Raw genomic sequence first — 26757 nt, forward strand, 5'->3', positions numbered from 1 at the left:
TGATGCGACTCGGGCCAGCACGCCCGGCTTGTCCTCGACGAGAACACTGAGGGTGTGGCTCGTGCTCACTTGGTTTCCTCCTCGGCGGCAGCCTGCTCGCTGCGCGCGCGGTCGCGCTCGATGGTCTCGTGGATCACAGTGGGGTCGTCGGCGGAGTCGTCGTCGAACAACGGACGGATGTCGCGGGCGGCCATGATCTCGTCGTTGCTGGTGCCCGCAGCCACCATCGGCCACACCTGGGCGTCCTTGCCGACGATGAAGTCGATGACGACGGGACGATCGTCGATGGCCTGGGCCTGACGGATCGCGTCCTCGACGTCCTCCTCGCGCTCGACACGGATGCCGACGCAGCCGAGAGCCTCGGCCAGCTTCACGAAATCGGGGATACGCAGGCTGTGCGTGGACAGATCGGTGTTCGAATACCGCTTCTCGTAGAACAGCGTCTGCCACTGACGCACCATTCCGAGGTTGCCGTTGTTGATCAACGCGACCTTGATCGGCACACCTTCGACCGCGCAGGTTGCGAGCTCCTGGTTGGTCATCTGGAAGCAGCCGTCGCCGTCGATCGCCCAGACCTCGGCTTCCGGCTTGCCCATCTTGGCGCCCATCGCAGCGGGCACCGCGTAGCCCATCGTGCCGAGGCCACCGGAGTTCAGCCAGGTACGCGGCTTCTCGTAGTCGACGAACTGCGCAGCCCACATCTGATGCTGACCGACGCCGGCGCAGTAGATCGCGTCGGGTCCGGCGAGCTTGCCGACGGCCTGGATCACGTACTGCGGCGACAGAGTGCCGTCGGTGTGCCGGTCGTAGGACAGCGGGTAGGTGCTGCGGAGGTCGTCGAGGTAGGCCCACCACTGCTCGTATTCGAGCCTCGTGCCTGTCGCGAGGTCGGCACGGACCGCTTCGAGCAGCTCGACGATGACTTCCTTGCAGTCGCCGACGATCGGCACGTCGGCGTGCCGGTTCTTGCCGATTTCCGCCGGATCGATGTCGGCGTGGATGACCTTTGCGTCGGGAGCGAACGTGTCGAGCTGACCGGTGACGCGGTCGTCGAACCGGGCACCGAGAGTGATGAGCAGGTCGCTCTTCTGGAGCGCCGCCACGGCTGCGACGTTGCCGTGCATGCCGGGCATGCCGCAGTGCAATTCGTGACTGTCGGGGAATGCACCACGCGCCATGAGTGTGGTGACCACGGGGATCCGGGTCAGCTCAGCGAGCTCGAGCAGCTCCGCGGAGGCGTCGGCCTTGATCACGCCGCCGCCGACGTACAGGACGGGGTTCTTGGAATCGGCGATCAGGCGCGCGGCCTCGCGGACCTGTTTGCCGTGCGGCTTGGTGACGGGGCGGTAACCGGGCAGGTGCATCTCCGGCGGCCAGCTGAACGTGGTCTGCGCCTGCAGGATGTCCTTCGGGATATCGACGAGCACCGCGCCCGGTCGGCCCGAGGACGCCAGGTAGAACGCCTCCGCGAGGATGCGGGGGATGTCGGTGCCTTCGGTGACGAGGAAGTTGTGCTTGGTGATGGGCATCGTGATGCCCGAGATGTCGGCCTCTTGGAACGCATCGGTACCGATCAGCGGACGCCCGACCTGGCCGGTGATCGCAACGACCGGGACCGAGTCCATCTGGGCGTCGGCGAGCGGGGTGACCAGGTTGGTCGCGCCCGGGCCGGACGTCGCCATACACACACCGACCTTGCCGGTTGCCTGCGCGTATCCGGTCGCGGCGTGGCCTGCACCCTGCTCGTGACGGACGAGCACATGGCGCACGCCCTTCGAGTCGAAGAGCGGGTCGTAGACGGGAAGGATCGCACCGCCGGGAATACCGAATACCGTGTCGACCTCGAGCTCTTCGAGAGCCCGGACTACGGCCTGGGCGCCGGTGACCCGCTCGGGGGCTACCGAGCGTCGGCCGGCGGGCTGCGTCGCGGCCGCTGCGGAAGTCGGGCTTGCAGACCCCGGCTTCCGCGGCGAGGGTTGAGGACGTGCGGTTGGTGCGCTCACTACGAATTCCTCTGATTCTGGCTCCGGGCAACAAAAAACCCTCGTCAGCATGGTGCTGTACGAGGGTGGCGCGTCGTGGGCGAGTTGCTATAAGCGGCTCAGGCGACGACGCGCCGGCCGATTACGAGCAACCCATTCTGATTCACGCGGTCGACGGTAGGCGCGTGGAGTAGAACAGTCAACTTGGTTCGGTCACTGTCCCAGAATGTGAGATGCCATGGCTGCGGTGAGAAGATGGTGAGGTGTCATCTCCACAGCAGCCCGTGCCACCGAGCCCATCCTCCCACACTCCCGAGCCCACGACCGAACCGACGACGCAGGTCATCCAGATCTCGCGGCTTTCATTCCTCGCGTGCGGTCTCCTGTTCCTCGCGGTGCTGTCCCCTGCAATGGCGTGGCCCGCCGCCTTCTCGTGGATGCTGGTGATCCCACTCCTCGTCGTCGCATGGGTACTGCGGGTACGCACCGTCATCGGCCCCGACGGCATCGTCGCGCGCGCGACGTTCTCGACGACGAAAATCGGCTGGGATTCGCTGAAAGGCATCCGATTCCCCAAACGCGGCTGGGCGCGTGCGACCCTCACCGACGACACCGAGGTAGCGCTTCCCGTGGTCACTTTCGGGCGCCTGCCTCAACTCGCCGAGGCCAGCGGCGGACGGATCACCGACCCGTACGCGGCGGCCCGGGCGGCTCAGCTCGCCGAAGCGGACAAGGAAGAAGCGGGCAAGGAACCGGAGGACGACGACGTGATATCCGATACACCGGCCGAGCCCGAGTCGGATCCGGGTAGCAAATAGCACGAGAGTAGATTCGAATTCGTCGCGCCCCGGCCCCGTCACAGCCCGGCAATCGGGGCGCACCAGGTCAATGCGCCGCACCACAAGCCCCGTCAAGGAAGTCAGCCCATGCCCCCGTTGAGGTCACGCACCACCACCGTCGGACGTAATGCAGCCGGCGCGCGCTCCCTGTGGCGCGCCACCGGCCTGACCGATTCCGATTTCGGCAAGCCGATCGTCGCCATCGCGAACTCGTACACCCAGTTCGTTCCCGGCCACGTCCACCTCAAGGACGTCGGCGAGATCGTCGCCGACGCCATACGGGCAGCGGGCGGCGTCGCGCGCGAGTTCCACACGATCGCCGTCGACGACGGCATCGCCATGGGCCACGGCGGAATGCTGTACTCGCTTCCGAGCCGCGAGATCATCGCCGACTCCGTCGAATACATGGTCAACGCACACACCGCCGACGCACTCGTGTGTATCTCGAACTGCGACAAGATCACACCCGGAATGCTCAACGCGGCCATGCGCCTGAACATCCCGACGGTGTTCGTCTCCGGCGGGCCGATGGAGGCAGGCAAGGCCGTTGTCGTGAACGGTGTGGCGCAGGCACCCACCGACCTGATCACCGCGATCTCCGCGTCCGCGAGTGAGGCTGTCGACGATGCCGGTCTCGACGAGGTCGAGCGCAGTGCGTGCCCGACGTGCGGTTCGTGCTCGGGGATGTTCACCGCGAACTCGATGAACTGCCTTACCGAGGCACTCGGTCTCGCATTGCCGGGCAACGGATCGACTCTCGCGACCCACGAGGCGCGCCGCGCACTGTTCGAGCGCGCGGGCACCACCGTCGTCGAGGCGGCGCTGCGCTACTACCGCGACGAGGACGAATCGGTCCTGCCCCGCAACGTCGCTACGCCCGCTGCGTTCCGCAACGCGATGGCCCTCGACGTCGCCATGGGCGGTTCGACCAATACGGTGCTGCACACCCTCGCCGCAGCGCAGGAAGGTGAGGTCGACTTCGATCTCTCCACGATCGATGCGATCAGCCGCAAGGTGCCGTGCCTGGCGAAGGTGTCGCCGAACTCCGATTATCACATGGAGGATGTGCACCGGGCCGGCGGAATCCCCGCGATCCTCGGCGAACTCCGCCGCGGCGGACTGCTCGAGACCGACGTGCACACCGTCCACACCGAGAGCTTCGATCAGTGGCTCGACGACTGGGACATCCGCTCCGGCAAGGCGACGGATGAAGCACTCGAACTCTTCCACGCCGCCCCCGGCGGAGTGCGCACCACCGAACCGTTCTCGACCGACAACCGCTGGTCGTCGCTCGACACCGACGCCGTCGGCGGTTGCATTCACGACATCGAACACGCCTACACCGTCGAGGGCGGACTCGTCGTGCTGCGCGGCAACATCGCCCCGGACGGCGCGATCCTCAAGACCGCGGGCATCGACGAAGACCTCTTCCACTTCGAGGGTCCCGCCTTCGTCGTCGAATCCCAGGAAGAAGCGGTTTCGGTGATTCTGGGTAAGAAGATCAAGCCCGGCGACGTCGTCGTCGTGCGCTACGAGGGACCGGCCGGCGGCCCGGGCATGCAGGAGATGCTGCACCCCACGTCGTTCCTCAAGGGTGTCGGGCTCGGCAAGGTGTGCGCTCTGATCACCGACGGACGCTTCTCCGGCGGTACGTCGGGACTGTCGATCGGTCACGTCTCCCCCGAGGCAGCGTCGGGCGGTGTCATCGGCCTGATCGAGAACGGCGACCGGATCCGCATCGATGTGGCGACCCGAGCCCTCGAGGTGCTCGTCGACGACGATGTGCTCGCCGAGCGGCGCGCGAAGATGGAGGCCTCCGAGCGTCCGTGGCAGCCCGTGAATCGCGAGCGCACGGTATCCAAGGCACTTCGCGCCTACGCGGCGCTGGCCACGTCCGCAGACAAGGGCGCCGTCCGACAGGTGCCGTAGGCCACTCCGCAGAAGAACAGGCCGCCGCGATCATCCGATTGCGGCGGCCTGTCTCGTCCGGCCGGTGTCAGCGACCGAAGATCCACAGACACACGCCCGCCGCGACACCGAGAAGCAGCGCGACGAACGACCCGACGAACGGCCGGGTCGCCCACTTACGCGGGCCGTCCACGGCGATCCGGCCCGGGCCGGTGAGTGTGAGCGACACCGCGGCTGCCGCGAGTAGCACCTCGAATTCGAACCCCGACTGTTCGCTCGCGAAGAACTGGACACCGGGTTCGAGCTCGTGTTTGAACAACACTGCGTTGATCATGATTGCCACGATCGCCGCCGCGGCGAGCGGCGTGAGCAGACCGAGAACGAGGAATGCTCCGGCCGCGAGCTCACCGGCCGCACCGACGATCGCAAGGATGCCCGGTTGCTGGTAGCCCGCCTCTCGGAGCAACTCCTCGTACCCGTCCAAGCCGGGACCTCCCCACAGTCCCACCAGCTTCTGCAGCCCGTGGACGATGAGGATTCCGCCGACCGCGAGCCGCAGGACGAGAAGCCCCAGGTCGAGGGTTCCGCGACGCGCTTCGACGACCGGTGCGGTCTCCGCGGGCGCAGTTCCCGATTGATCGGGCCGATAGATCTGCTCGGTGGGTGCGGCGTACGCCGCGCCCCCGTACACAGAACTGTCGTATGCAGAACTGTCGAATCCAGGGGTGAGCGCAGAATTGTCGAACCCGAGATCGTCCTCGGATTCGAGCATCGACGGACGCTCCCGACGCATCTGCAGCGTCGGTTCATCGAAGGGACTCGAGCCTGTGTCCGGCGTGCGGCCGGTCTCCTTGTCGTTGACGTCCTCCCGGCCGTGAACATCCGGGATTCCTCCTGCAGCGCTACGCGCCGCTCCGGTGGGTTCCTGATTCACAGGGACTCGCCTCCCATCAGACGGAAGGACTTACCGCCCCTCCACAAGCGTTTAACCACTCCGCACGTCCCGCGGCGTGGACATTCTTGGCAGCATTCAGATCGCGGTCGTGCACCACCCCGCACGCCGCGCACTGCCACCGGCGAACAGAGAGCGGCTTCGGACCGTCGCGCACCCCGCACGCGGAGCAGAGCTGACTCGACGGATAAAATCGGTCCACCTTCACAAACACCCGCCCGAACCGAGCGGCCTTCTCCTCCAACAAGCGGGTGAACAAGCCCCACCCCGCATCGTGCACTGACTTCGCCAACCGAGTCCGCGCCAACCCCGCGACACACAAATCCTCGACGAACACCGCTTGGTTCTCGCGGATGATCATCGTGGACTGCTTGTGCGCCCACTCGGCGCGGGCATCGGCCACCTTCGCGTGAGCTTTGGCGACCTCGAGGCGGGCCTTGGCCCGATTCCTGCTGCCCTTCTGTTTGCGCGACAAGCTCTGTTGCGCCTTGCGGAGCTTGCGTTCGGCGCGGCGGAAGAATTTCGGGGACTCGATGACCTTCCCGTCCGAGAGCACGGCGAACGTCGTCAAACCCAAATCGATCCCCACCTCCGCATCGCACTCCGGCAGTAGTACATCGGACGTCTCCACCACGAACGACGCGAAGTACCGTCCCGCAGCGTCCTTGATGATCGACACGCTCGACGGCTCCGACGGCAGGTCCCGCGACCACGCGACCTTCAGCTCGCCGACCTTCGCCACATACAGCTTCCCGTTCGAACGCAGCGAGAACCCGTTGCGGGTCAGCCGGATTGCCTTCCTGTTGTCCTTGCGGGACCGGAAACGAGGCGGACCGACCTTGCGGCCCTTGCGTGTGCCGGATATCGAGTCGAACCAGTTCCGGTAGGCGCGACGCGCGTCCTGGCAGGCCTACACCAACGCAACCGACGCCACCTCGGCAAGCCATGCCCGCTGCGGGGTCTTCTTCGCTGCGGTAACCACCTGTTTCTGCACGTCGGTGTCCGAGAGGCTCACCCCGGACGCACACGCGTCCTGCCGCGCGCGCAGCGCATCGTTGAACACCACCCGTGCACACCCGAACGACCGGGCCAGCATGTCCCGCTGGCCAGGCGTCGGATAGACCCGGTACCGGTATCTGAGCTGCATGTTCGTAACGTACAGGCACCCACCGACACCACCAGAAAGACAGATCGGCTGTCCCGGCCGCGAACGACAGGACTTGCGCCGAAGGATTGCGGGTCACCTCTCCAGCGTAGGTCCCCGGTGCCCCTCCCACCCGGCATACGCGCCGCCGCGCGTCGTCCCGGTAACGTCTGCTGCATGACGAGGGGCGCGCGGTCGGCAGGTTCGTGGAAGATGCGTACGAGTGCGGTGGCCCTGGCGATCGGGGTGCTTCTCGTTCCGTCATGCGCACGATTCGACGACGCAGCCACCACCCCGTTCACATCCGCGCCGTCGTTCGACGCGGGGGGCGTAGCGCCGGAGCAATCGCCGAGCACGACCACCACACCGAGCACACCGCCGGTCCCTCCTGGACCGTGTGTCGATCCCGATCCCGCAGTGATCGCGACCTGCCTCGATACCACCGGCGGTCTGATCGCCCTCCCCGACGGCAATTCCGCGCTCGTGACCGAACGTCGCACGGGCCGTATTCTGCGGGTCACCGTCGGTGAGGAACCCGTCGAAGTGGCGACCGTGCCCGTCGACGGCTCGGGAGACGGCGGGCTGCACGACGTCGTTCTGTCGCCCACTTTCAACGAGGACCGCCTGCTCTACGCCTACATCACCACGCCATCCGACAATCGGGTGGTGCGGATCGCGGCAGGCGATGTACCCAAGGACATCCTGACCGGAATCCCGCGCGGCACCACCGGGAACGCAGGTGCGCTCGAATTCGTCTCGCCGACCGAACTCGCGGTACTCACCGGCAATGCGGGAGATCCGGCCGCAGCAGACAATGCTTCGTCGCTGTCCGGCAAGCTGCTGTCGCTTCCACTGCCCACACCCGGCGCGTCGGCAGCCCCGACGGTGACACTGTCGGGGCTGGGGGAAGCGGGAGACGTGTGCCGGGACCCGAGCGGCAACCTGTGGATCACCGACCGCACCGTGCTCGAGGACCGGTTGCAGCGGGTGAGCATGGACGGCGCGGTAGCAGCCGGGCCCGCGTGGACCTGGCCGGAGAAGCCCGGAGTCGCAGGATGTGCCGCGTCCCCCGAAGGTCTCGCCGTGTCACTCACGAGAGGGAAGGCCGTGGCAGTACTGCCGATCGATCCCGGAACGGGTGCTGTGACGGCCGCGCCGACCGTGACGCTCGAAGATCGCTACGGCATGCTACGCGGTGCGTCCGCCGGACCCGATGGCCTGCTGTGGGTTTCGACCGTCAACAAGTCGGGCGACGAGCCCGGACCCAACGACGACCGCGTCGTCCGCATCCAGTTCCCGGCCGGTGGTGGAGGTTTCGACTGACGGGGAGGTGGCCAGGCAGGCTACGGCACACCTCGACGACCCGCCCGTCCTCTCGCGAAGCGACCCGATCACCAACCTACGAGGTCGATCGCGCACCACCAGCTACCGATCACGCGTGCGATCCTCACTCGATGGCAGTTGAGTCAAGCACCTGGTCGATGCGTGTCATCAGTGGGCGTTCTGCTCGACGAACGCCTCACCGGGAGTTGATGCCTACCACGACGCTCTCCGAGCCCGCGAGATCCGGGCGCGTGGCCGCCCGTCGACGGCGCGATACCCCCGAGCTCACCACTCACCCGATCGACCTCGGCATCGGGTGAGTGGTGATGGAAGCGACCTCCCGACTACCAGTCACCGACGACCCGCAGTACAAGGACCGGCAGACCCGCGAAATCCTCCCAACGCCCGGACGAACCACAACGATGACGGCAGCCACCTAGGGAGTGATCCGCGTACGCGCCTGTGAGCAATCCTCACCGCACTGCACGGTGGGCGATCACGCTCGACGTTGGATGAGCGCGCCACTCCAATAGTCGCGATCCGAAAGCCCAGCGAATACGACGCTGCCGTCTCGCTGCTCATCGGTCTGCAGTCGCTTGGGTCTGCAGTCGCTTGCCTGATCGAACGACTCGACCGGGGCTGATATCCGACTCGCCCCCACCGGCCGTTACATGTAACATCTGGTCATGGCGAGCACACGCGATCGAGTGGCCGAACACCGCCGGCGACTGCGGGCCCAGGGACTACGCCCGGTGCAGATCTGGGTGCCCGACGTGCGCGCAGCAGAATTTGCCGCCGAAGCGCACCGTCAGTCGGCCGCCGTCGCCGTCGGCGAGCATGAGACCGACGACCAGGCATTCGTCGACGCGATCTCCGACGACTGGGGCGACGAACCAGCGTCCGCGGAGCCGACGGAGTGAGACGCGGGGACATCTACGTTGCAGCAGCCCGCGGTGCCTACACCGGCAAACCCCGACCGATCGTGATCATCCAGGACGACCGCTTCGACGCCACCGCATCCGTCACAATCTGCCCGATGACCACCCACCCCGTCGACGCGCCACTCCTTCGTATCACCGTCGACGCGACTCCTGTGACCGGCGTCGACCAGCCGAGTCACATCATGGTCGACAAGGTCACCACGATGCCGCGTGCAAACCTGCGCGACCGTCTCGGCCGTCTCCCTGACGACGACTTGGTCCGCCTCGACCGTGCCTTGATCGTATTCCTCGGTCTCGCGGACTGACCGGCGCCGCGTCCAGCAACTCTCGTACTCTGCGGCAGACCAGGCTCTGTTGACGATGGGCAAATCATCGTTCCGACTCGCTTCGCTGCACCTTCGTCGAATCTGCCCGATTCCTACTCGGCAGCAGACCGGCCAGCGTCGGCATGACCAGCACCGTGATCGCACCTGCCGCGACCAGGATCGATGCGCTGGCAGTGGACATGTGCCCCGCCGACACCGCGACGCCCGTGACCGCGACGATGAGCGGCAGGCCGGTCGTGGAGTACAACGCGATTTGCAGCTGCTCGGACGTGTCGAACCGAGTTCCGTTCTCACCCCGATCGAATCGCGACGCGACGAACACCGGCACCCCGCGCACGAGCACCAGGAGCACGAGGAACGCGATCAGGACGCCGGGCGCATCCACGACGGCGTGCACATCGATCGCCATTCCCGACGTGACGAAGAAGATCGGGATCATGAACCCGTACGCGAGTCCGTCCAGTTTCGACTCGAGCTGCTCATCGCCTCCCGGAACGGCCCGTCGCAGAACGAAACCGGCCGCGAACGCCCCGAGGATCACATCGAGATCGAATACCGCCGCCACCGCGATCAGGCCGACCAGCAACAGCATCACCAGCCGCACCGGCGTCTGCGCAGTGGTGTCCGACGTGCTGCGGACGAACCGCAGGAACCGCGACCCTTCCCGCAGGGCCCACCGCGGCACCAACGCGACAACCATTGCGACGACGGCGAACAGCCCCAGCACGATCAGGGATCCGACGGCTCCGCGCGTCCCCAGCAGCACTGCCATGGCGATCACCGGCAGTAGTTCGCCGACCGCGCCGTGGTTGAGCACCGAGCGACCGAGCGGCGTCGCGACAAGACCGCGGTCGGCGAGGATCGGCAGCAGGGTGCCGAGCGCCGTCGACGTGAGCGCGATCGCCACAGCGACCCCGGCGTGTACGACATCCAGCGTCGCCAGCACAGCCACCGCGCCGACAGCGAGCCCGAAACACACCATCCAGGTGACGAGCGCGCGGCGTCCACCTCGCCCTGTGAGTTCCTTCGGGTCGATCTCGTACCCCGCGAGCAGGAACAGCAGTCCCAGCCCGAGTTCGCGCAACATCTCGATCTCGCTGTCGACCGTAGCTGTCCCGAGCGCATACGGACCGATCACCACACCGGCGACGAGCAGCAGCACCACCTCGGGTACGAGTCGCCGCGGAATCACGCCGGCCACGAGCGGCGCGAGGACCGCCGCCACCGTGATCCAGAGGAGCGAGGTGGCGACGGCAGCGTCCATGCATCGCTACATTAGCGACAGCTGATCAGCTGCACGCGGCGATCACGAGTTCCTTGACGCGGGCGGGATCGGCCTGCCCGCGGGTCGCCTTCATGACGTCACCCACGATCTTGCCTGCGGCCGCAACCTTGCCCGAGCGGATCTTGTCGGCGATGTCAGGGTTCGCGGCGAGCGCCTCGTCGACGGCGGCCTGAAGCTTGCTGTCGTCACGCACGACGACGAGCTCGGGGTGAGCCTCGAGGATCTGTGCGGGCTCGCCTTCACCTTCGAGAACGTAGTCGACGACCTTGCGCGCGAGCTTGTTCGTCAGCTTGCCCTCGGCGACCAGCGCGATGACGTGTGCGAGTTGCGCCGGGGTGATGGGCAGCTCGACGAGTTCGACGCCGCGGGTGTTCGCCTGCTGAGCGAGGTAGGCAACCCACCACGACCGTGCTTCGGACGCGGGCGCTCCGGCCTCGGTGGTCGCGATGACCAGTTCGAGCGCGCCCGCGTTGACGAGATCACGCATCTCCTCGTCGGAGACACCCCAGTCGGCCTGGATGCGCGCGCGGCGCAGCCACGGCAGTTCGGGCAGGGTCGCGCGCAGCTCCTCGATCCATGTGGCGTCCGGCGCGACCGGCTCGAGGTCGGGTTCCGGGAAGTACCGGTAGTCTTCGGCGGTTTCCTTACGGCGACCGGGAGACGTCGTGCCGTCGGACTCCTGGAAGTGTCGGGTCTCTTGAATGACCTCGCCGCCACTGGTCAACACGGCGGCCTGGCGACGCATCTCGTAGCGGACAGCGACCTCGACGGACTTGAGCGAGTTGACGTTCTTCGTCTCGGTGCGGGTGCCGAACTCCTTCGCGCCGATCGGCATGAGCGAGATGTTGGCGTCGCAGCGCATCGAACCCTGATCCATGCGCACGTCGGAGACGTCGAGCGCCTTGAGGAGGTCGCGCAGCGCGGTGACGTACGCTCGGGCGACCTCGGGGGCACGTTCCCCGGCGCCGGTGATCGGCTTGGTGACGATCTCGACGAGGGGAACACCGGCGCGGTTGTAGTCGAGCAGCGAATGGCTGGCGCCGTGGATACGTCCGGTCGCGCCGCCGACGTGCAGCGACTTGCCGGTGTCCTCTTCCATGTGGGCACGCTCGATGTCGACTCGCCAGGTGGTGCCGTCGTCGAGAACCACGTCGAGGTGACCGTCGGTGGCGATCGGTTCGTCGTACTGCGAGATCTGGTAGTTCTTCGGCTGGTCCGGGTAGAAGTAGTTCTTCCGCGCGAACCGCCCCCACGGGGTGATCGAGCAGTTCAGTGCGAGGCCGATTCGGATTGCGGATTCGACCGCCTGCTGGTTGACCACCGGCAGGGCACCTGGAAGGCCGAGACAGACCGGGCATACCTGCGTATTCGGCTCGGCACCGAACGCGGTCGGGCACGGGCAGAACATCTTGGTGGCGGTGTGCAGCTCGACGTGCACCTCCATGCCCATCACGGGCTCGAACTTCGCGAGCACGTCGTCGTAGGCGAGCAGGTCAGCAGACACGGAGGCAGTCATGCTCACGATTTTAGACGGCCACCGGTGTCAGCCGAAGATGACCCGCATCTCCTGGTAGCGCTCGTCCGGGACGTACTTGGGATCGGCGAGCGCCTCCTCGAATCCGACTCGGGCGATGTCCGTTCCGTGCAGGGCGACCATATGTCCCCATTCTTCGTCTGCCACCAGGTCGGTGACGGCCATCCCGAGCCGCGTGGCGAGAACGCGATCGAACGCGGTCGGGACGCCACCGCGCTGGATGTGCCCGAGCACCGTCGCACGCGTCTCGATCCCGGTGTGTTCTTCGATGAGCGGTGCGAGTACCTCGGCGATGCCACCGAGGCGGGGCCGGTCGAATCCGTCGAGTCCCTTGGTGGAATGGGCCTGCGCCATTTCGGGCAGGGTGAAGCCTTCCGCGACGACGACCATCGGTGCGCGACCTCGGTCGCGCACACTGGTGACCCATTCGCAGATCTGCTCGAGACTTTCGGGGTGTTCGGGAATGAGGATGGCATGTGCTCCTCCTGCCGTGCCCGAGTGCAATGCGATCCAGCCGGCGTGCCGCCCCATCACCTCGAGCACCATGCAGCGCTTGTGGGAGTTCCCGGTGGTCCGAAGTCTGTCGATCGCGACGGTGGCGATCTCGACTGCCGTGTCGAAGCCGAATGTGTAGTCGGTGCGGCTGAGATCGTTGTCGATCGTCTTGGGGACCCCCACGATCCGGATGCCTTCCTCGAACAGACGTTTCGATGCGGACGCGGTGCCCTCGCCACCGATGGCGACGACCGCGTCGATACCGAGCCGGTCGAGTGTGGCCTGAATGTTCTGCGCTCCCCCGTTCGGTCCCTGATACGGGCCGAATCTGCTCGTACCCAAGATGGTGCCACCCTGCTGGGCAAGGCCCCGGACCCGGCTGCGGTCCAAGGGGATCGCATCACCGTCGACGAGTCCCCGCCAGCCGTCGAGGAAGCCGACGAACTCCTGGGCGTGTACCTCGGTTCCCTTGAGGACCGCCCCGCGGATCACCGCATTGAGTCCGGGACAGTCGCCGCCGCTGGTGAGAATGCCGATCCGCGTCATCCGCAACCTTCCGATGGTGTGTGCCTTCGTGCCGTATCGCCATCCTGCCCGCATCAGGCGCAGGCGGCATGCCGATCGAGCACGACACCGGTCTTCGCGCGCTGCCGGGAAGCTGACGACCGCGCGGGAATTCTCAACCGGGGGTGACAACACCGGATTCGTACGCGAGTACCACGGCCTGTGCCCTGTCGCGGAGGTGCAGCTTGCCCAGCACCTTCCCCACATGGGTTTTCACCGTCTGCTCGGCGACGAAGAGTTTCGCGGCGATCTCCTGATTCGACAGTCCCTGTGCGATCAGTTCGAGAACCTCGAGCTCGCGCGGCGTCAGGACATCGAGCGCACGGGCGCGACCGCGTGCGGGCGTACGTCGGCTGGTGACGTCGGCGATCAGCCTGCGGGTGACCGTCGGAGCGAGCAGCGCCTGCCCTTCTGCCACCACGCGGACGGCGCGGACGAGTTCGTCGGCCGGCGCATCCTTGAGCATGAACCCGCTCGCACCCATTCCGAGTGCCTCGTACACGTACTCGTCGAGGTCGAAGGTCGTGAGCATGAGCACGCGAGTCTTCGGTTCGCGTGTGTCGGCGAGGATCCGACGTGCCGCGTCGAGACCGTTCATTTCGGGCATCCGCACGTCCATCAGCACGACGTCGGGGCGCAACCTCGCCACTTCGGACACCGCGGTGCGCCCGTCGGGCGCATCGCCGACGACGCTGATGTCATGCTGCGCCGCAAGCAATGCGCCGAAACCCTGCCGCACCATGGCCTGGTCGTCGGCGATGAACACAGTGGTGGGCGTGGACCCGGGGGTGAGGGTGGTCGGCTCGGTCACGGCCACAGCCTAATACCGCAGGCGCGATCGACGTCCTCCCCGGCCCCAGCGAATGTGAGGAGCGGGAGCCGACCGACGCTCACACATGCCCGTTCCCGCGGGCGAGCGCAACGAAGGTGCGAACGCCGTGCATGAGTGCGCGCTCGTCGAGATCGAAATCCGGCTGGTGCAGCTCATGTCGCGTGTTCGTGCCGTCCCACACGCCGAGGCGTCCGAGCGCTCCCGGTACCTCCTCGAGGTACCACGCGAAATCTTCGCCGCCACTGGACTGTTGGGCTTCGGCGAGGTTCTGGAGGCCTACGACCGATGCAATGGCGTCCCGCAGCTCCGCCGAACAATCCGGATCATTGACTACGGGCGGAACACCTTGCAGGTAGGACAGTTCGTAACGCACGTCGTACGGGGCGAGTAGTTCCCCGATCGTACGCTCCACCAGAGGCTCGAGGGTGGCCCATGCCTCGCGGGAGGCGCTACGCAGAGTGCCCACCAGTTCGCCCGCCTCCGGAACCGAGTTGCCGACCTTCCCTGCCTCCACCTTCCCCCAGGTCAGCACGGTCGCGGTACGGGCATCGATGCGCCGGTCCAGCACCGAGGCCAAACCGGTGACCAATACTGCTGTTGCGTGGATCAGATCGCCGGTCAGGTGCGGTCGCGCGGTGTGGCCGCCCGCCGACCACAGGCGCACGGTCACCGATGCACTCGAGGACGTGATCGGCCCCGTGCGGGTGGCAAGTGAACCCACTTCGAGCTGAGGATCGCAGTGCAGAGCGAAGATCTTCGACACCCCCTCCAGGGCGCCGGCCTCGATAACTTTGAGGGAGCCGCCCGGGCTGGTCTCCTCGCCGGGTTGGAAGATCAGTCGCACCCGGCGCGGTGGTGGAGTTGCCGCGAGGACCGTTGCCGCCCCCATGAGCATCGTGGTGTGTGCATCGTGACCGCAGGCGTGGGAAACCCCGGGGGTCGTGGAGGCGTAGGGCAGGCCGGTGGTCTCGGCGACCGGAAGTGCGTCGAGGTCCGCACGCAACGCCACAACCTCGTCGGTCGGCGGGCCGACGTCGCACCACAGACCGGTACCACCGGTCAGCATTACCGGTGCCAGCCCGAGGCCGAGCAGATGACGCCGCACAAGGTCGGTGGTGCGATGCTCTTCGAAGGACAATTCCGGATTCGCATGAAGATCTCGGCGCCAGGCCATCAGCTGCTGCTCGTCGATCGAACTCTGGCCGATCGGATATTGCGGCAGCCCGTGGCGAATCCGGCGCTGCGGCCCGGTGCGGCGCTGTCCGCCCGGCCGAATCGTGTTCTCGGCCTCCGGTAGACGCGTTTCGTGGCCGGCGGTCTCTGCGAGCAGCAGGTCGACCACATCGGGCAGGCGTCCTCGACGGTCCAGTGCACTGCGCTGCCTCGCCGCTGAGCTGCCTAGCGCAATCGCGTGTGCGCCGAGTTCCGAAACGAGAGCCCAATCACCCGAGTCCTCGAGTTGGGGACGCAGCGAGCGTACGAGGTGATCGACGATGTCCGCAGCCGGGCGAGGTTCGAGGACCGTCACGTCGACCAGCTCGGCTTCGAGCCCCGACCTGGCGGCCCGCCACAGAGCAGCGCGGGTCAACGTCGGCGCGATGTGAACGTCCTCGGCGCCGGCACGCAGAGCCGTCACTTCTCGTTCGACGAGTGCACGGAAAAGAGCAGCGACGAGGAGCACGGTGTCGAGTTGCGGACAGCTGTCACACACGCGCAGTTCCAGGGTCGGCAGCTTTGCCGACGGGCGCACGTCGAAGTAGGCCATCCCGGGATCGCCGATCACTCCGCTCGATACCAGACCGTCGACCAACGAGTCGTACTCGGCTGACGATGAGACAGGTGCTGCCGGGCCATTGCAAGGCCAGCGCAGCCACAGCAGCGACCGGACACTTGCGTAGCCGCTGTCCGCACCGTCAGCGCTGAACGGCGAACTCGCACTGAGAGCCAGTAACACCGGCAGGTCCGGCGCGATGCGCGCTGCGACCCGCACGGCGTAGTCCCGATCCTCGAGGTCGACGTGCACCTGCATACCGCAGACCAATTGGTCCCGCGCGAGCTGTTGATAGTTGGCGAGCATGCGTTGATAGCGAGGCGAGCCTGCCACCTGCATTTCGGTGGGCAACGCAAGGGGTACTGCTCCCGCGGCCACCACACCTACACCGAGCGCCCTGCCTGCGGCAGCGAGCAGCTTCCGGTGTCGATCCATATCGGAGCGCAGTTCGGCAAGGTCGGTATAGCCGCCGCTGTTCACCTCGACCATGCATCGCTGCAGCTCACCGACATAGGTCTCGGCGGGCAACCGCGTCAACAGCTCCGGCGCGCGGGCAGTCAGGCGCCGGGTTTTCAGATCGACGAGGTGGAACTCCTCCTCGACCCGAACCTTCCGAGGGCTGTGACCCGGCACCCACTGAGCGTAAACCGCCGACGGGGTCGGCGGGAACGAGATGATGGGACGGTGCCGGTCACGTACTCGGACCGGATCGTGTCGGCTTCACCGCGGGCCTGCATCGCCTGGGTGCTGCCCTGTCCGGCATCCGGACACGGTCGAGGCGGCGATCTCGGTGACGACGTCCTGGGCGTCACCGCCCGCAGCGAGGACTGCGCGCTGACGCATCGCCCCGTTGCCGGTGCGCACCACCGACCGGATCCCGTCGAGTACCAGTCGGTCGGATCCGAGGTCCTCGAGCGCCGGGCGCACATGCTGCACCAATGATTCGAGCCGGTGAGCCATGGGTTGACGCACAGACTCCGGCAAGGCGATCCCGTCGCCATCGAGACCGTCGTGTGCGGCCCGCCAGTACGCAGCCCGCAGAAGTTCGGGTACCACCCGGAGTGCTGTGTGGCCACGGTCCAGATCACGCAGCGCAGTGAGTACAAGACCCCGGATGAGGCTCGCGAGCAGCACCGATTCGGCGACGGTGGCGGGGACGTCGCATACGCGCACCTCCACCGTCGGGAACGTCGCCGAGGGACGTACGTCCCAATAGACCATGCCGTCGTCGAGGATGCTGCCCGTGTCCTGCATGGCCTCGACGAGTCGGTCGAAGTCCTCGACCGACTCGAAGTACGGGGGCGGTCCGGCACTGGGCCATCGGGACCAGAGGAGTGTTCGCCAGCTCGCGTATCCGGTGTCCACATCGCGATGGATCGGCGAGTTCGCCGACAATGCAAGCAGAGTGGGAAGCCACGGACGCAGGTGATTACCCACCTGGATCGCGGTCTCCCGGTCGGGCACACCGACATGGACATGGCATCCACAGATGCCCTGCTCGCGCGCGATGAGCCCGAACTCGCGTTCCATCCGCAGGTACCGGGGTTTCGCCGTGACCTGCAGTTCCCGCCAGCCCAGGACCGGGACTCCGACGGCAAGCAACCGCGAGCCGTGCCTGCGAGCAGCACCGGCAGCGATCGATCGCGTGGTGGCCAGGTCGACGCGGAGCCGGTCTGCGTCGGAGCAGACCGCCGAGGTCGTTTCGACTTGGCAACGATCGAGTTCGTACTGCAACTCCAGTCCGTGTTTCGCGGCTTCCGCGACCACGACGGCACTGTTGACCGTCGGTACCCCGGTGTCGGCGTCGACGAGCAGGAACTCCTCCTCGACCCCGACCGTGCACAGCTCGTCCGTGGTGGACATCGCGCCTCCCACTCCCAACGGTTGCACACGCCGCCGCCGGAACTCGACAACGTTGCACACGTGGAGCAGATACCCAACTCGGAAGTGCGCTACACCTCGTGTTGCTGCCGCGCGGATGCCGAATGCTGCGACCGCTAGCAGGTCCGACCATCGATCGGGGTCAGACGGCGGCGACCGCCGGCAGCACCGCGTGTACCTCGAATCCGCCGTCGGGTCGCGGATGCGCGACGAGCCGCCCACCGACAGCTGCCGCGCGCTCGCCCATTCCCCTGATGCCGCTGCCGCCGCCCCGATCCGACGGCACCATCGTGCGCGCACCCTCGGCTCCCCGGCCGTTGCTCACGTCCATTTCGACTGTGCCGAGACCGAATTCGATGCGGACGTCGACCGCCGCACCGGGCGCGTGCCGGGCACTGTTCGTGAGCGATTCCTGCAGGATCCGGTAGACCGCCAGACCCACCCCGTCGCTGACGCCCACCGGATCACCGGTGATCTCGGTGTTCAGTAGAACACCGGCACGTTGCGATGCGGCAAGTAGTTCACCGATTCGCTCGACGCCGGGTTGTGGTTCGTTCTCCGGGGTGTAGCCGTCGCTGCGCAGTACACCGAGAAGGCTGCGCACCTCGTTGAGTGCTTCGCGGGCGGTCGCGCCGAGGGAATCGAATTCGGCTCGAACCTCGTCGGTGACATCGGTCAGCCGGTAGGGGGCGCTCTGCGCCTGCACGACGACCATCGACATGTGATGGGCAACGATGTCGTGAAGGTCCCGAGCGATGCGCGCTTTCTCCTCGAGTACCGCACGGCGGGCACGCTCGAGTTCGCTGACCTCCTCCTCGTGGGCCAATTGCCGCCTCGAGATCACCAACCAGCGCACCAGTAGACCGAACACGACGAGGGCGGTGAGCCCCACCATCCAGCCCCATCCGTCGTCCCCCGGCATGTACAGGAAGAACAGCAGCACCGTCGCGATCCACACCACAAGCACGACGCGGATCTCTTCCAGAATTGACACGGCGAGGACGAGCGCGAGGAGCACGATGATGTGCACTACCTGCCACGGGTAGGTGTAGTTCCCGACCCTCTCGAACGCCAGCGGGATCACCAATGCGGCGAGTGCGGTGACCGCCCAGCCCAACGCCGGTCGGCTGAACACGAACACGAATGGGAACACTGCAAAACCGGCGACGAGCGGCATCAGCGGCGGCGTCGTATCGTGCGTGAGTTGCAGTGTCGGCCACGCAACCGAATACAGGATCAGCGTGACGACGACTGCGATGACTGTCGGCCAGCGGCCGCGTCCCAGTTTCGCAGTGGTCTTCACTGCGGAGGTCGCTCCGGTACGCATCATCGTTTTCACGACCTCCACGCTAGGAGTCCGTGTCTCGCCTGTCCTCATACCTGAGAGTGAGTTCGCAGCAACCCTGCGGTATGAGGATGGCTTCCCGGAACCACTCCCGCGCGTGATCCTGCGCGGTGGAAGTCGTTCATACCGTCTGAATCATGATCAACCGAACCGCGACACGCCGCACGGCGGCCACCGTACTCCTCGGTGCCGGGGCCGCCCTCTGCGTCGGTGCCGCATCCCCCGCGAGTACCGCTACGACGGCGGATCCGGCAGTTGCGGCTACCGTCACCGCACTCGTCGCAGACGATACCGTCGGTGCGCTCGCTGCGTTCCCGGACGGCTTCGCCGAGGTCATGGGATACCACCCGTCGATCGAACCGGGCGACACGACCGAGGGAGTACTCACCGATCCGGACGGTGACTGCTCGTCACCTGTGGCTCTGCCCTCGGCGTTCGAGCCCGCTTGCCGTATGCACGATCTCGGGTACGACCTGCTCAGGTACGCACGGGACATCGGTGGCGAACTCGGACCACAGGCACGGCGTGACCTCGATACGCACCTGCAACGGAACCTCAATGCCGCGTGCACGACCGAGACCGGCGTGGAACCGGGATGCGACGTGATGGCGGGAATCGCATCCGCAGCGGTGCAGATCAACTCGTGGCGCCAGGGCTACCGGCTTCCCGAATCCGAATCACCCATCGCCTACCTCGCTGTGTCCGGCGCTGCGGTCCTCGCGGGCAGCGCTTTCCTGAGGAGATCGAACTGATGACGATCGACCTGGCCGCCCCAGCACCGACGCCAGGAACCCGCGAGAAGAGTCCGCGGATTCCACTCCCGCACAGTTTTTTCGGCCCTTGTCTCGGGTCCACTGCGGCCACGACGGTGGCGGTTGTGGTTTCGCTCGTACCCTCGCTGCTACCGCGAGCCTCTCTGACCCAGGGGATTCTCTCAGGAGTTCTCGTCGCATTCTGCCTGGCACTGACCGCACTGTTCCGACGCGCAGTGCCGCATCGGCTTCGAGCACTGTCCGGGCCGCACGAGGCCGAGGCACGCGGTCTTGCGGTAGCGGTCGGGGCCGCAATGGTTGCAGTGAGTGTGACATGGGCACATCACTGGCAGAACGCACTTCGCGCCGCGATGGATGTGCCGCCGATCGGATTCCGTTACTGGCCCGAGGTACTCGCTGGAACTGTCGTCACGGCAACCGTTCTCGTGGGAGGCGCGGCGGGCATCCGTGCGCTGACCCGGATGGCGGGTCGCGCCCGCTCGGTTGCGGCACTGGCGGTGGCCGCGATCCTGCTGGGGTCGGGAATCACCTCGATTGCCTCTCCATCGCCGGATACGGCGTCGGCATCGGCGCCAGCGGTCGCGCTAGATCCCGGGATGTCCGGCTCGCCACTCTCGCTGGTGAACTGGAACAGCCTCGGCACGCACGGCCGGCGTTTCGTCTCGATCGAGCCCTCGGGATCGCCCGTGCGGGTCTACATCGGGTTGGCGGCAGCCGCGGACGATCAGTCACGCGCGGCGCTTGCGGTCCGCGAACTCGAACGCGCCGGAGGATTCGAGCGGGATCACCTCGTCGTTGCGATTCCTACGGGGTCCGGGTGGGTCGACGCGAATGCCGTGCAGGGATTCGAAGACCGATGGGGCGACGACGTCGCTCTCGTCGCGCAACAATATTCGGACACACCGAGCTGGGTCACGTTCGTCTTCGACCGCGACGCAGCTTCCCGGTCGGCTCGGGCACTCGTCGCGGCCGTACGCGGGCATATCGCCACGATGCCACCCGACCGGCGACCCGACCTGCATGTGTACGGGCAGAGCCTCGGGGCGATCGGTGGCAGTGCTGTGTTCGATGAAAGGAATCCGGGACCGTGTGAGGCCCTGTGGGCGGGGCCTCCGGCCGGCTCGGTGCGAACCGACGGAGCGACGGTGCTGGCGAACACATCGGATCCGGTTGTGCGGTGGCAACCTTCTCTGCTGTGGTCACCGCCGGATCTCTCTCGTGCGGAGCAAGACGCTCCGATGCCCCCGTGGTTGCCTGTGGTGGGGTTCTTGCAGACCACCGTCGACCTGTTCACCTCACTCGACTCGGCTCCGGGGCACGGGCATCGGTACGGAACCGAACAGGCGCAATGCGAACCGGCGGTGTCGTAGGCACAGGCCCACGGCACCGCCGGTCGGTCGATCGGAAACAGTCAGGCGACGATCGGCCCGCGGGCAGCTTCGAATGCCGCTCCGACACGGTAGAGCCGCTCATCGGCAAGCGCGGGAGCCATGATCTGCAGCCCGACGGGCAGTCCGTCGTCCGCCGACAGGCCCGACGGCACCGACATCGCGCAGTGACCCGCCAGGTTGGTCGGCAGGGTGCACAGGTCGGACAGGTACATCGCCAGCGGATCGTCGACCTTCTCGCCGAGCTTCCACGGAGTGAACGGGCTCGTGGGCGAGACCAGGACGTCGACCTGCTCGTAGGCCTTGTCGAAATCCTGCGCGATGAGCGAACGCACCTTCAGCGCCTGACCGTAGTAGGCGTCGTAGTAACCGGACGAGAGCGCGTAGGTCCCGATCATGATGCGACGCTTGACTTCCTTGCCGAAACCGGCGGCACGCGTCGCGGCCATGACCTGCTCGGCGCTCATCGAACCATCGTCGACACGCATGCCGTATCGCATCGCGTCGAAACGAGCGAGGTTGGATGACACCTCCGAAGGCAGGATCAGATAGTAGGACGCGAGTGCGTACTCGAAGTGCGGGCACGACACCTCGACGACCTCGGCACCGAGCTTCGTGAGGGTCTCCACGGCAGCATCGAACGACGAAATCACACCGGGCTGGTAGCTGTCGGAATGCAGTTCCTTGACGACGCCGATCTTCATGCCCGACAGGTCGCCTGCTGCGCCCTGTCGGGCGGCCTCGACCACGGGACGAACCGCTGCGTCGACGGAGGTGCTGTCGCGGGGATCGTGTCCGGCGATCACCTCGTGCAGCAATGCAGTGTCGAGAACGGTGCGTCCGCACGGACCACCCTGATCGAGTGACGATGCGCACGCGACGAGACCGAAGCGCGACACCGTGCCGTACGTGGGTTTCGTCCCGACCGTCGCAGTGACGGCCGCGGGCTGACGGATCGAGCCGCCGGTGTCGGTGCCGATGGCGAGCGGCGCCTGATACGACGCGAGAGCGGCCGCGGATCCGCCACCCGATCCGCCGGGGATCCGGGTGGTGTCCCACGGGTTGCGGGTGGGTCCGTACGCGGAGTTCTCCGTAGACGACCCCATCGCGAACTCGTCCATGTTGGTCTTGCCGAGAATCGGGATACCGGCCTGACGGAGCTTCGTCGTCAGTGTCGCGTCGTAGGGCGAGACCCAGTTCTCCAGGATCTTCGAGCCACACGTGGTGGGCATGTCGGTGGTGGTGAAGACGTCCTTGAGCGCGATCGGGACGCCCGCCAGCGGCGACGCCGGCTTCTCGCCTGCGGCCACAGCACGATCGACCTCGGCCGCAGCACCGAGCGCCTGCTCGGAACCGACGTGCAGAAATGCGTTGTACTCGCCGTCGACCTCGGCGATTCGGTCGAGGTGGGCCCGTGTGACCTCCACTGCAGAGACCTCACCGGCGTGGATACGGGTTGCGAGTGTCACTGCATCGAGCTTCGTGAGATCGGTGCTCATTCGCCCTCCCCCAGGATCTGCGGGACAGCGAAGCGTCCTTCTTCGACAGCGGGCGCACCGGAGAGGGCTTCCCCGGGAGTGAGGCCGGGCAGCACGACGTCTGGACGGGTCACGTTGGTGACAGCATTCGGATTCGCCATGGGCGCCACGTCGTCCGCGGCCACCTCGGACACCGCCTTGACGTGGCTGAGGATGGAATCGAGCTGGCCGGAGAACTCGTCGAGTTCCGCATCGGTCAGCGCAAGGCGGGACAACCGGGCGAGGTGCGCAACCTCGTCACGGGAAATGGCAGGCACCGTAGGTGGCCCCTTTCCAGTGGTGATGGATCATCTGGCGTTCGAACGTCCTGTCCAGGGTAATGCCCCACCGTGGCGGCCGTGTACTCGGTTCGGGCGCCACCCGAATCGGCCCGCCGCATTGCGCATGGGGGAAACCTTTGTTGCGTTCATGTGACGCCGCCACCTATGACCGGGCATTTTCCATCGCCACGTCACGATTCCCCCGGCGAGCGTTCCTACGCGCGCTGCGTGAGTGAAAAGATGGACGACGCCGGGGGTTCTGACTGCTGTGATGGTTGTGCGACCTGCGCCCCTGGGCCGGCGTGTTCACGCGTCGGCGAAGAATGTGGGAAAGGACGCACGTGTCGTACCTGCTACGTGTCCAGCTTCCCGACCGTCCCGGTAGCCTCGGCGCGCTCGCGTTGGCTCTGGGGTCGGTCGGCGCAGACATCCTGTCACTCGACGTGGTCGATCGTGGTGCCGGCTTCGCCATCGACGACCTCGTGGTCGACGTAGAACCGGGCAAGCTGCCCGACACTTTGATCACTGCCGCGGAGGCTCTGGACGGAGTCACTGTCGACTCGATCCGCCCCTACGCGGGCATCCTCGACACCCACCGCGAGCTCGAGCTCATCGATCAGGTTTCGGCGGCACGCGACGATCGCCTGCAGGTTCTCGTGGATGGCGCGCCTCGTGTACTGCGGGTGAGTTGGGCCACCGTCCTCGGAATCGGGGCGCACGGCGCGTACCGCATCGTCGGAAGTCCCGGAGCTCCGGAAACACGGCCCGCCGACACACCGTGGATGCCTCTCGAGAAGCCGGCACTCCTCGATCATGAAGCCGAGTGGGTGCCTCGATTGTGGCGGGACATGGACACGATGCTCGCGGCGGCGCCCCTTGGCAGATCGGATCGAGTTCTCATGCTGGGAAGGCCGGGTGGACCCGAATTCCGGCCGTCGGAGGTTGCGAGGATGGGCTACCTTGCGGGAATCATCGGCACGGTGCTCGGCTGATTTTCAGTCGAGAACCAACCGGCGAGCAACGGCGATCGCGTCCCGACGGGAATGCACGCCCAGTTTGCGGTAGAGCGACCGCAACTGGGTCTTGACGGTGTTGAGGCTGACGAACTGTGCCTCAGCGATCGTTCCAGCGTTGCCACCCGCGACCAGCGCTTCGAGAACTGCCGCTTCCCGCGGGGTCAGCCGCACCATCGGCTGTGTCGTGCGAAAAGTGCCGAAGTCGAGCGCGATCTGTTCCAGATCGACCGGGAGGTCGACACCGAGATCTGTGATGTTCCGAACCATCGACGGAGCAAGGCCGGTGAACGGCCTCAGCATCCCGGTCTGTCGGGACAGCGCGACGGCGCGGAACATGCAGCGGCGAGCATCGTTTCGCCTGCCCAGCGAGCATGCTGCTGCTGCGCCGACAACGGCCAGCTCCATCGACACCCGCGGTGGGCAACTCGGGTCGTCGCGATAGTGGTGCCCGATGGCCTCTGCGCCTACGGGATCGCCGGTGAACAGGCAGATCCGTGCGCGCGCAGCTGCCGTGAGCGTGTCGGTTGATCGCGCCACCACCCGCCGAGCCTCGTCCGGGCGACCGATCGCCAGATTGAGGTCAGCGCGGACCGCATCGAGCAAGTGGCCGGACATCCCGCCGTACAGCCGGGAGAAACGCTGAATCTCGGACTCGATGTACTGCAGGCCGTCGGCGGGCAGTCCGGCGAGAAGTGCATGCTGCCCGTTCGCATACAGAGTGAATGCCCAGCACTCCTCGTTGTCATCGGGTGATCCCAGCTCCGTGAGGATGTCGAACGCGCCATCCGGATCGAGTCGGTCCAGGGCGACGAGTGCCGACGCGACCAGGCCGGGTGGCCTCACGATCATCTCCTCGTCGGCAGGTAGCGGACCGTGCCGATGCTCCTCGTCGATCCAGAGTCGAGCCTCGGTGATCGAACCACGCAGCGCGTGGGTCAGCGCGAGCACACCTGCTGCGGTTCGCTCGACGAAGGTGTCGCCTCCGAGACGATGAGCGAGCCGGAACAGTACCGGCGCGTCATCGATGCGGCCCGCGAGCAGATAGGTGAACCCGACGTGCAGGTGATCGAGGGCGCTGGCGTTCCGCCTGGCGACGTCCGGGTCGTCGGACGCCCGCACAAGCTCGCCGGCAAAATCCTCACATGCCGCGGCCGCCTCGGCGAAGTGACCTCCGAGGCGCAGATCGATCGCTCGCATGAGCGTTGCGGCAGGCTCCGGCAAGAAGGCGGGGGGATGCTCACGTTCGCCGATCGACACAGGAATGTCGCGGGGTTCGGTGAGCCGGCGATGCAGCCGCCGGATCGCTGCCACCGTCGGATTTCTCTCGGCGACTCCGACAGGAATCCTGTTCACCAGGGCCTCGCTGAGGGTGAGAAGGAATCCACCCGAGTACAGAGTGGCCCAATGTTCCTCTACGATCGTCACCGCACATTCCCAATTGCCGCTTTCCACCGCGTGCACGAGGGCATTGTGTGCGTTCGAGTGCTCCAGCCAGAATCGGATCAGGGCGGTCCGGGCGTCCCGGAGTTCGTCGGAGCATTCGGCTTCGGCCGAGCGTAAGAGCGATTCTCGAACGGCGTCGGGGTACGTCCGCATCGACAGGTCGGTTCCCGGTTCCGATTCGACCATTCCGGCAGACTCGAGTGCGTCGACGAATTCCACGGGGTCCACCACCGAAGGCAGTACTCCCGCGGACAAAGCGAGCGGAGTCGCGATGGCGGCCGACATCAGAACGGAACGAAACCTCGACGCAACTACGGGGTCGACGGCAATGGCTCGCAGAATCGCAGTGTCGACAGCCGTGTCTACGAGGTGATCGATACGATCCTCGCCGTCCGGCACCTGCGCACTGTCCGCTTTCAACACCTCGCATACGGCTGCGATGAGCGCCGGTGCCCCTCCCGTGCGTCGCACGATTCGTCGAACCACGCGAGAACCGTGCGGCACCGCGGATGCGCGCAGAAAAGCGCGGACCTCCCCATCCGTGAAGGCAAGTGCATCCGAGGTGAGCATCAACCGGCCGGGAACGCTGTCGACGTAACGACACCATTGTCCCGCAACTCGTGTTGTGACAACGACTCTCAAGCGTGGGCACCGGGCGAGCAGATCACCGACATGTTCCTCCGCCGACTCGACCGCACCGATTCCGTCGAGAATCAGCACAATTGGGCGGTGCTGCGCGACGAGAAACGAACGCACCTCCTCGAAACCGTCACCGCAGTGGTCCGGCGGGGCGCTACCGAGGTACGCGCACACGGCGCGTAGGACGGCGGACCAGTAGTCGTCCTTCGTCACATCGGTCGGTGGCGCCTCCACGAAGACCGGAACAGCAGCGGAAACGGGATCCGCCATGAGCCATGTTCGAACCAATGTGGTCTTACCGGCGAATCGGTTGCCGTGAATCACGATCAAGGTCGCCGAACTCGACAACAGCGAGAACAATCGGCTGCGAAACAGTGGCAGTATGTGAGGCACCTATGCGAAAACCTCCTGATCAGAAGGTGCGTAACACCACCACAGGCCCGCATCTTCAATTCCGTAACCGAGCTTATGTAAAGCGTAACAACAATAACAAAGAATTGCTGTGATACGGGGCGAATGTGGAAATCCGGTTGCTCGCGGCCGATATCGAACGTATTCACCCGGCTGATACACCGGAT

21 protein-coding genes and 2 pseudogenes are annotated in these 26757 nt (G+C 66.2%); 8 read left to right on the forward strand and 15 right to left on the reverse strand.

All coding sequences use genetic code 11. The features are described from left to right. A pseudogene (locus ACTDXD_RS00005) lies at positions 1 to 69 on the reverse strand (acetolactate synthase small subunit); the annotation flags it as partial. Further along, positions 66 to 2003 (reverse strand): acetolactate synthase large subunit, encoded by a 1938-nt coding sequence (locus ACTDXD_RS00010; protein WP_440125201.1) that lies wholly within the window; start codon positions 2001 to 2003, stop codon positions 66 to 68. The gene ACTDXD_RS00010 and the pseudogene ACTDXD_RS00005, both read right to left, overlap by 4 nt. A gap of 263 nt (positions 2004 to 2266) precedes the next feature. Between ACTDXD_RS00010 and ACTDXD_RS00015 the strand changes: the two genes are divergently transcribed. Both ACTDXD_RS00015 and ilvD read left to right on the forward strand, forming a co-directional pair. Then, the gene (locus tag ACTDXD_RS00015; RefSeq protein WP_440127822.1) at positions 2267 to 2800 is read left to right on the forward strand and encodes a PH domain-containing protein; all 534 of its coding nucleotides are present in this window, start codon (positions 2267 to 2269) and stop codon (positions 2798 to 2800) included. Positions 2801 to 2908: 108 nt separating this feature from the next. Continuing rightward, complete coding sequence (gene ilvD / locus ACTDXD_RS00020; protein WP_440125202.1) at positions 2909 to 4750, forward strand: dihydroxy-acid dehydratase; 1842 nt, start codon at positions 2909 to 2911, stop codon at positions 4748 to 4750. 67 nt (positions 4751 to 4817) lie between these two features. On the opposite strand, the gene ACTDXD_RS00025 is transcribed toward ilvD, so the two are convergent. The 3 genes and pseudogenes from ACTDXD_RS00025 to ACTDXD_RS00035 all read right to left on the reverse strand — a co-directional run bounded on the left by ACTDXD_RS00025 (position 4818) and on the right by ACTDXD_RS00035 (position 6828). Then, on the reverse strand, positions 4818 to 5522 hold the full coding sequence (locus ACTDXD_RS00025; protein WP_440127823.1) for a DoxX family protein: 705 nt from the start codon (positions 5520 to 5522) through the stop codon (positions 4818 to 4820). A gap of 157 nt (positions 5523 to 5679) precedes the next feature. Continuing rightward, a pseudogene (locus tag ACTDXD_RS00030) lies at positions 5680 to 6579 on the reverse strand (RNA-guided endonuclease InsQ/TnpB family protein); the annotation flags it as partial. A 12-nt stretch (positions 6580 to 6591) separates the two neighbouring features. After that, on the reverse strand, positions 6592 to 6828 hold the full coding sequence (locus ACTDXD_RS00035) for a helix-turn-helix domain-containing protein (RefSeq protein ID WP_440125203.1): 237 nt from the start codon (positions 6826 to 6828) through the stop codon (positions 6592 to 6594). A gap of 174 nt (positions 6829 to 7002) precedes the next feature. Here ACTDXD_RS00035 and ACTDXD_RS00040 point away from each other — a divergent pair, with 174 nt between their 5' ends. The 3 genes from ACTDXD_RS00040 (at position 7003) to ACTDXD_RS00050 (ending at position 9394) form a co-directional block, all read left to right on the forward strand. Then, complete coding sequence (locus ACTDXD_RS00040; RefSeq protein ID WP_440125204.1) at positions 7003 to 8148, forward strand: PQQ-dependent sugar dehydrogenase; 1146 nt, start codon at positions 7003 to 7005, stop codon at positions 8146 to 8148. 686 nt (positions 8149 to 8834) lie between these two features. After that, the gene (locus tag ACTDXD_RS00045) at positions 8835 to 9068 is read left to right on the forward strand and encodes an antitoxin MazE family protein (RefSeq protein ID WP_440125205.1); all 234 of its coding nucleotides are present in this window, start codon (positions 8835 to 8837) and stop codon (positions 9066 to 9068) included. Beyond that, the gene (locus tag ACTDXD_RS00050; RefSeq protein WP_440125206.1) at positions 9065 to 9394 is read left to right on the forward strand and encodes a type II toxin-antitoxin system PemK/MazF family toxin; all 330 of its coding nucleotides are present in this window, start codon (positions 9065 to 9067) and stop codon (positions 9392 to 9394) included. Before ACTDXD_RS00045 ends, ACTDXD_RS00050 begins: the two co-directional genes overlap by 4 nt. Before the next feature lie 64 nt (positions 9395 to 9458). Here ACTDXD_RS00050 and ACTDXD_RS00055 read toward each other — a convergent pair whose 3' ends face one another. The 7 genes from ACTDXD_RS00055 to ACTDXD_RS00085 form a co-directional block, all read right to left on the reverse strand. Further along, positions 9459 to 10679, reverse strand: coding sequence for a cation:proton antiporter (locus ACTDXD_RS00055; protein WP_440125207.1), 1221 nt, complete (start codon positions 10677 to 10679; stop codon positions 9459 to 9461). Positions 10680 to 10704: 25 nt separating this feature from the next. Then, positions 10705 to 12216: an Asp-tRNA(Asn)/Glu-tRNA(Gln) amidotransferase subunit GatB gene (gene gatB, locus ACTDXD_RS00060; protein ID WP_440125208.1), complete on the reverse strand. Its 1512-nt coding sequence runs from the start codon at positions 12214 to 12216 to the stop codon at positions 10705 to 10707. A 27-nt stretch (positions 12217 to 12243) separates the two neighbouring features. Continuing rightward, the gene (locus tag ACTDXD_RS00065; RefSeq protein ID WP_440125209.1) at positions 12244 to 13275 is read right to left on the reverse strand and encodes a 6-phosphofructokinase; all 1032 of its coding nucleotides are present in this window, start codon (positions 13273 to 13275) and stop codon (positions 12244 to 12246) included. Between the two features lie 133 nt (positions 13276 to 13408). Then, entirely contained in the window at positions 13409 to 14104 is a 696-nt protein-coding gene (locus ACTDXD_RS00070; RefSeq protein ID WP_440125210.1) for a response regulator, read from the reverse strand. Between the two features lie 79 nt (positions 14105 to 14183). Further along, complete coding sequence (locus ACTDXD_RS00075; RefSeq protein WP_440125211.1) at positions 14184 to 16529, reverse strand: amidohydrolase; 2346 nt, start codon at positions 16527 to 16529, stop codon at positions 14184 to 14186. Positions 16530 to 16616: 87 nt separating this feature from the next. Continuing rightward, entirely contained in the window at positions 16617 to 17759 is a 1143-nt protein-coding gene (locus tag ACTDXD_RS00080) for a carboxylate-amine ligase (RefSeq protein ID WP_440125212.1), read from the reverse strand. Between the two features lie 160 nt (positions 17760 to 17919). Further along, positions 17920 to 19107 (reverse strand): sensor histidine kinase, encoded by a 1188-nt coding sequence (locus ACTDXD_RS00085; RefSeq protein WP_440127824.1) that lies wholly within the window; start codon positions 19105 to 19107, stop codon positions 17920 to 17922. A 152-nt stretch (positions 19108 to 19259) separates the two neighbouring features. On the opposite strand from ACTDXD_RS00085, the gene ACTDXD_RS00090 reads away from it, so the two are divergent. Next, entirely contained in the window at positions 19260 to 19874 is a 615-nt protein-coding gene (locus tag ACTDXD_RS00090; RefSeq protein WP_440125213.1) for a hypothetical protein, read from the forward strand. Beyond that, positions 19874 to 21265: an alpha/beta-hydrolase family protein gene (locus ACTDXD_RS00095; protein ID WP_440125214.1), complete on the forward strand. Its 1392-nt coding sequence runs from the start codon at positions 19874 to 19876 to the stop codon at positions 21263 to 21265. Before ACTDXD_RS00090 ends, ACTDXD_RS00095 begins: the two co-directional genes overlap by 1 nt. A gap of 41 nt (positions 21266 to 21306) precedes the next feature. Here the strand turns inward: ACTDXD_RS00095 and gatA are convergent, their stop codons facing one another. Together gatA and gatC are read right to left on the reverse strand one after the other, a co-directional pair. Further along, positions 21307 to 22782 carry an Asp-tRNA(Asn)/Glu-tRNA(Gln) amidotransferase subunit GatA gene (gatA, locus tag ACTDXD_RS00100; RefSeq protein ID WP_440125215.1) on the reverse strand — a complete coding sequence of 492 codons (1476 nt, stop codon included), beginning with the start codon at positions 22780 to 22782 and terminating at the stop codon, positions 21307 to 21309. Continuing rightward, positions 22779 to 23078: an Asp-tRNA(Asn)/Glu-tRNA(Gln) amidotransferase subunit GatC gene (gene gatC / locus ACTDXD_RS00105; RefSeq protein WP_440125216.1), complete on the reverse strand. Its 300-nt coding sequence runs from the start codon at positions 23076 to 23078 to the stop codon at positions 22779 to 22781. The genes gatA and gatC overlap by 4 nt, the downstream gene beginning before the upstream one ends. 344 nt (positions 23079 to 23422) lie before the next feature. Between gatC and ACTDXD_RS00110 the strand changes: the two genes are divergently transcribed. Continuing rightward, a complete protein-coding gene (locus ACTDXD_RS00110) occupies positions 23423 to 24073 on the forward strand; it encodes an amino acid-binding protein (protein ID WP_440125217.1) in 651 nt (216 codons plus the stop codon). A gap of 3 nt (positions 24074 to 24076) precedes the next feature. Here ACTDXD_RS00110 and ACTDXD_RS00115 read toward each other — a convergent pair whose 3' ends face one another. Next, positions 24077 to 26572, reverse strand: coding sequence for a LuxR C-terminal-related transcriptional regulator (locus ACTDXD_RS00115; protein WP_440125218.1), 2496 nt, complete (start codon positions 26570 to 26572; stop codon positions 24077 to 24079). Positions 26573 to 26757: the final 185 nt, after the last annotated feature.

This window comes from Rhodococcus sp. SJ-3 (assembly GCF_051918125.1).
Lineage (GTDB): Bacteria > Actinomycetota > Actinomycetes > Mycobacteriales > Mycobacteriaceae > Rhodococcus.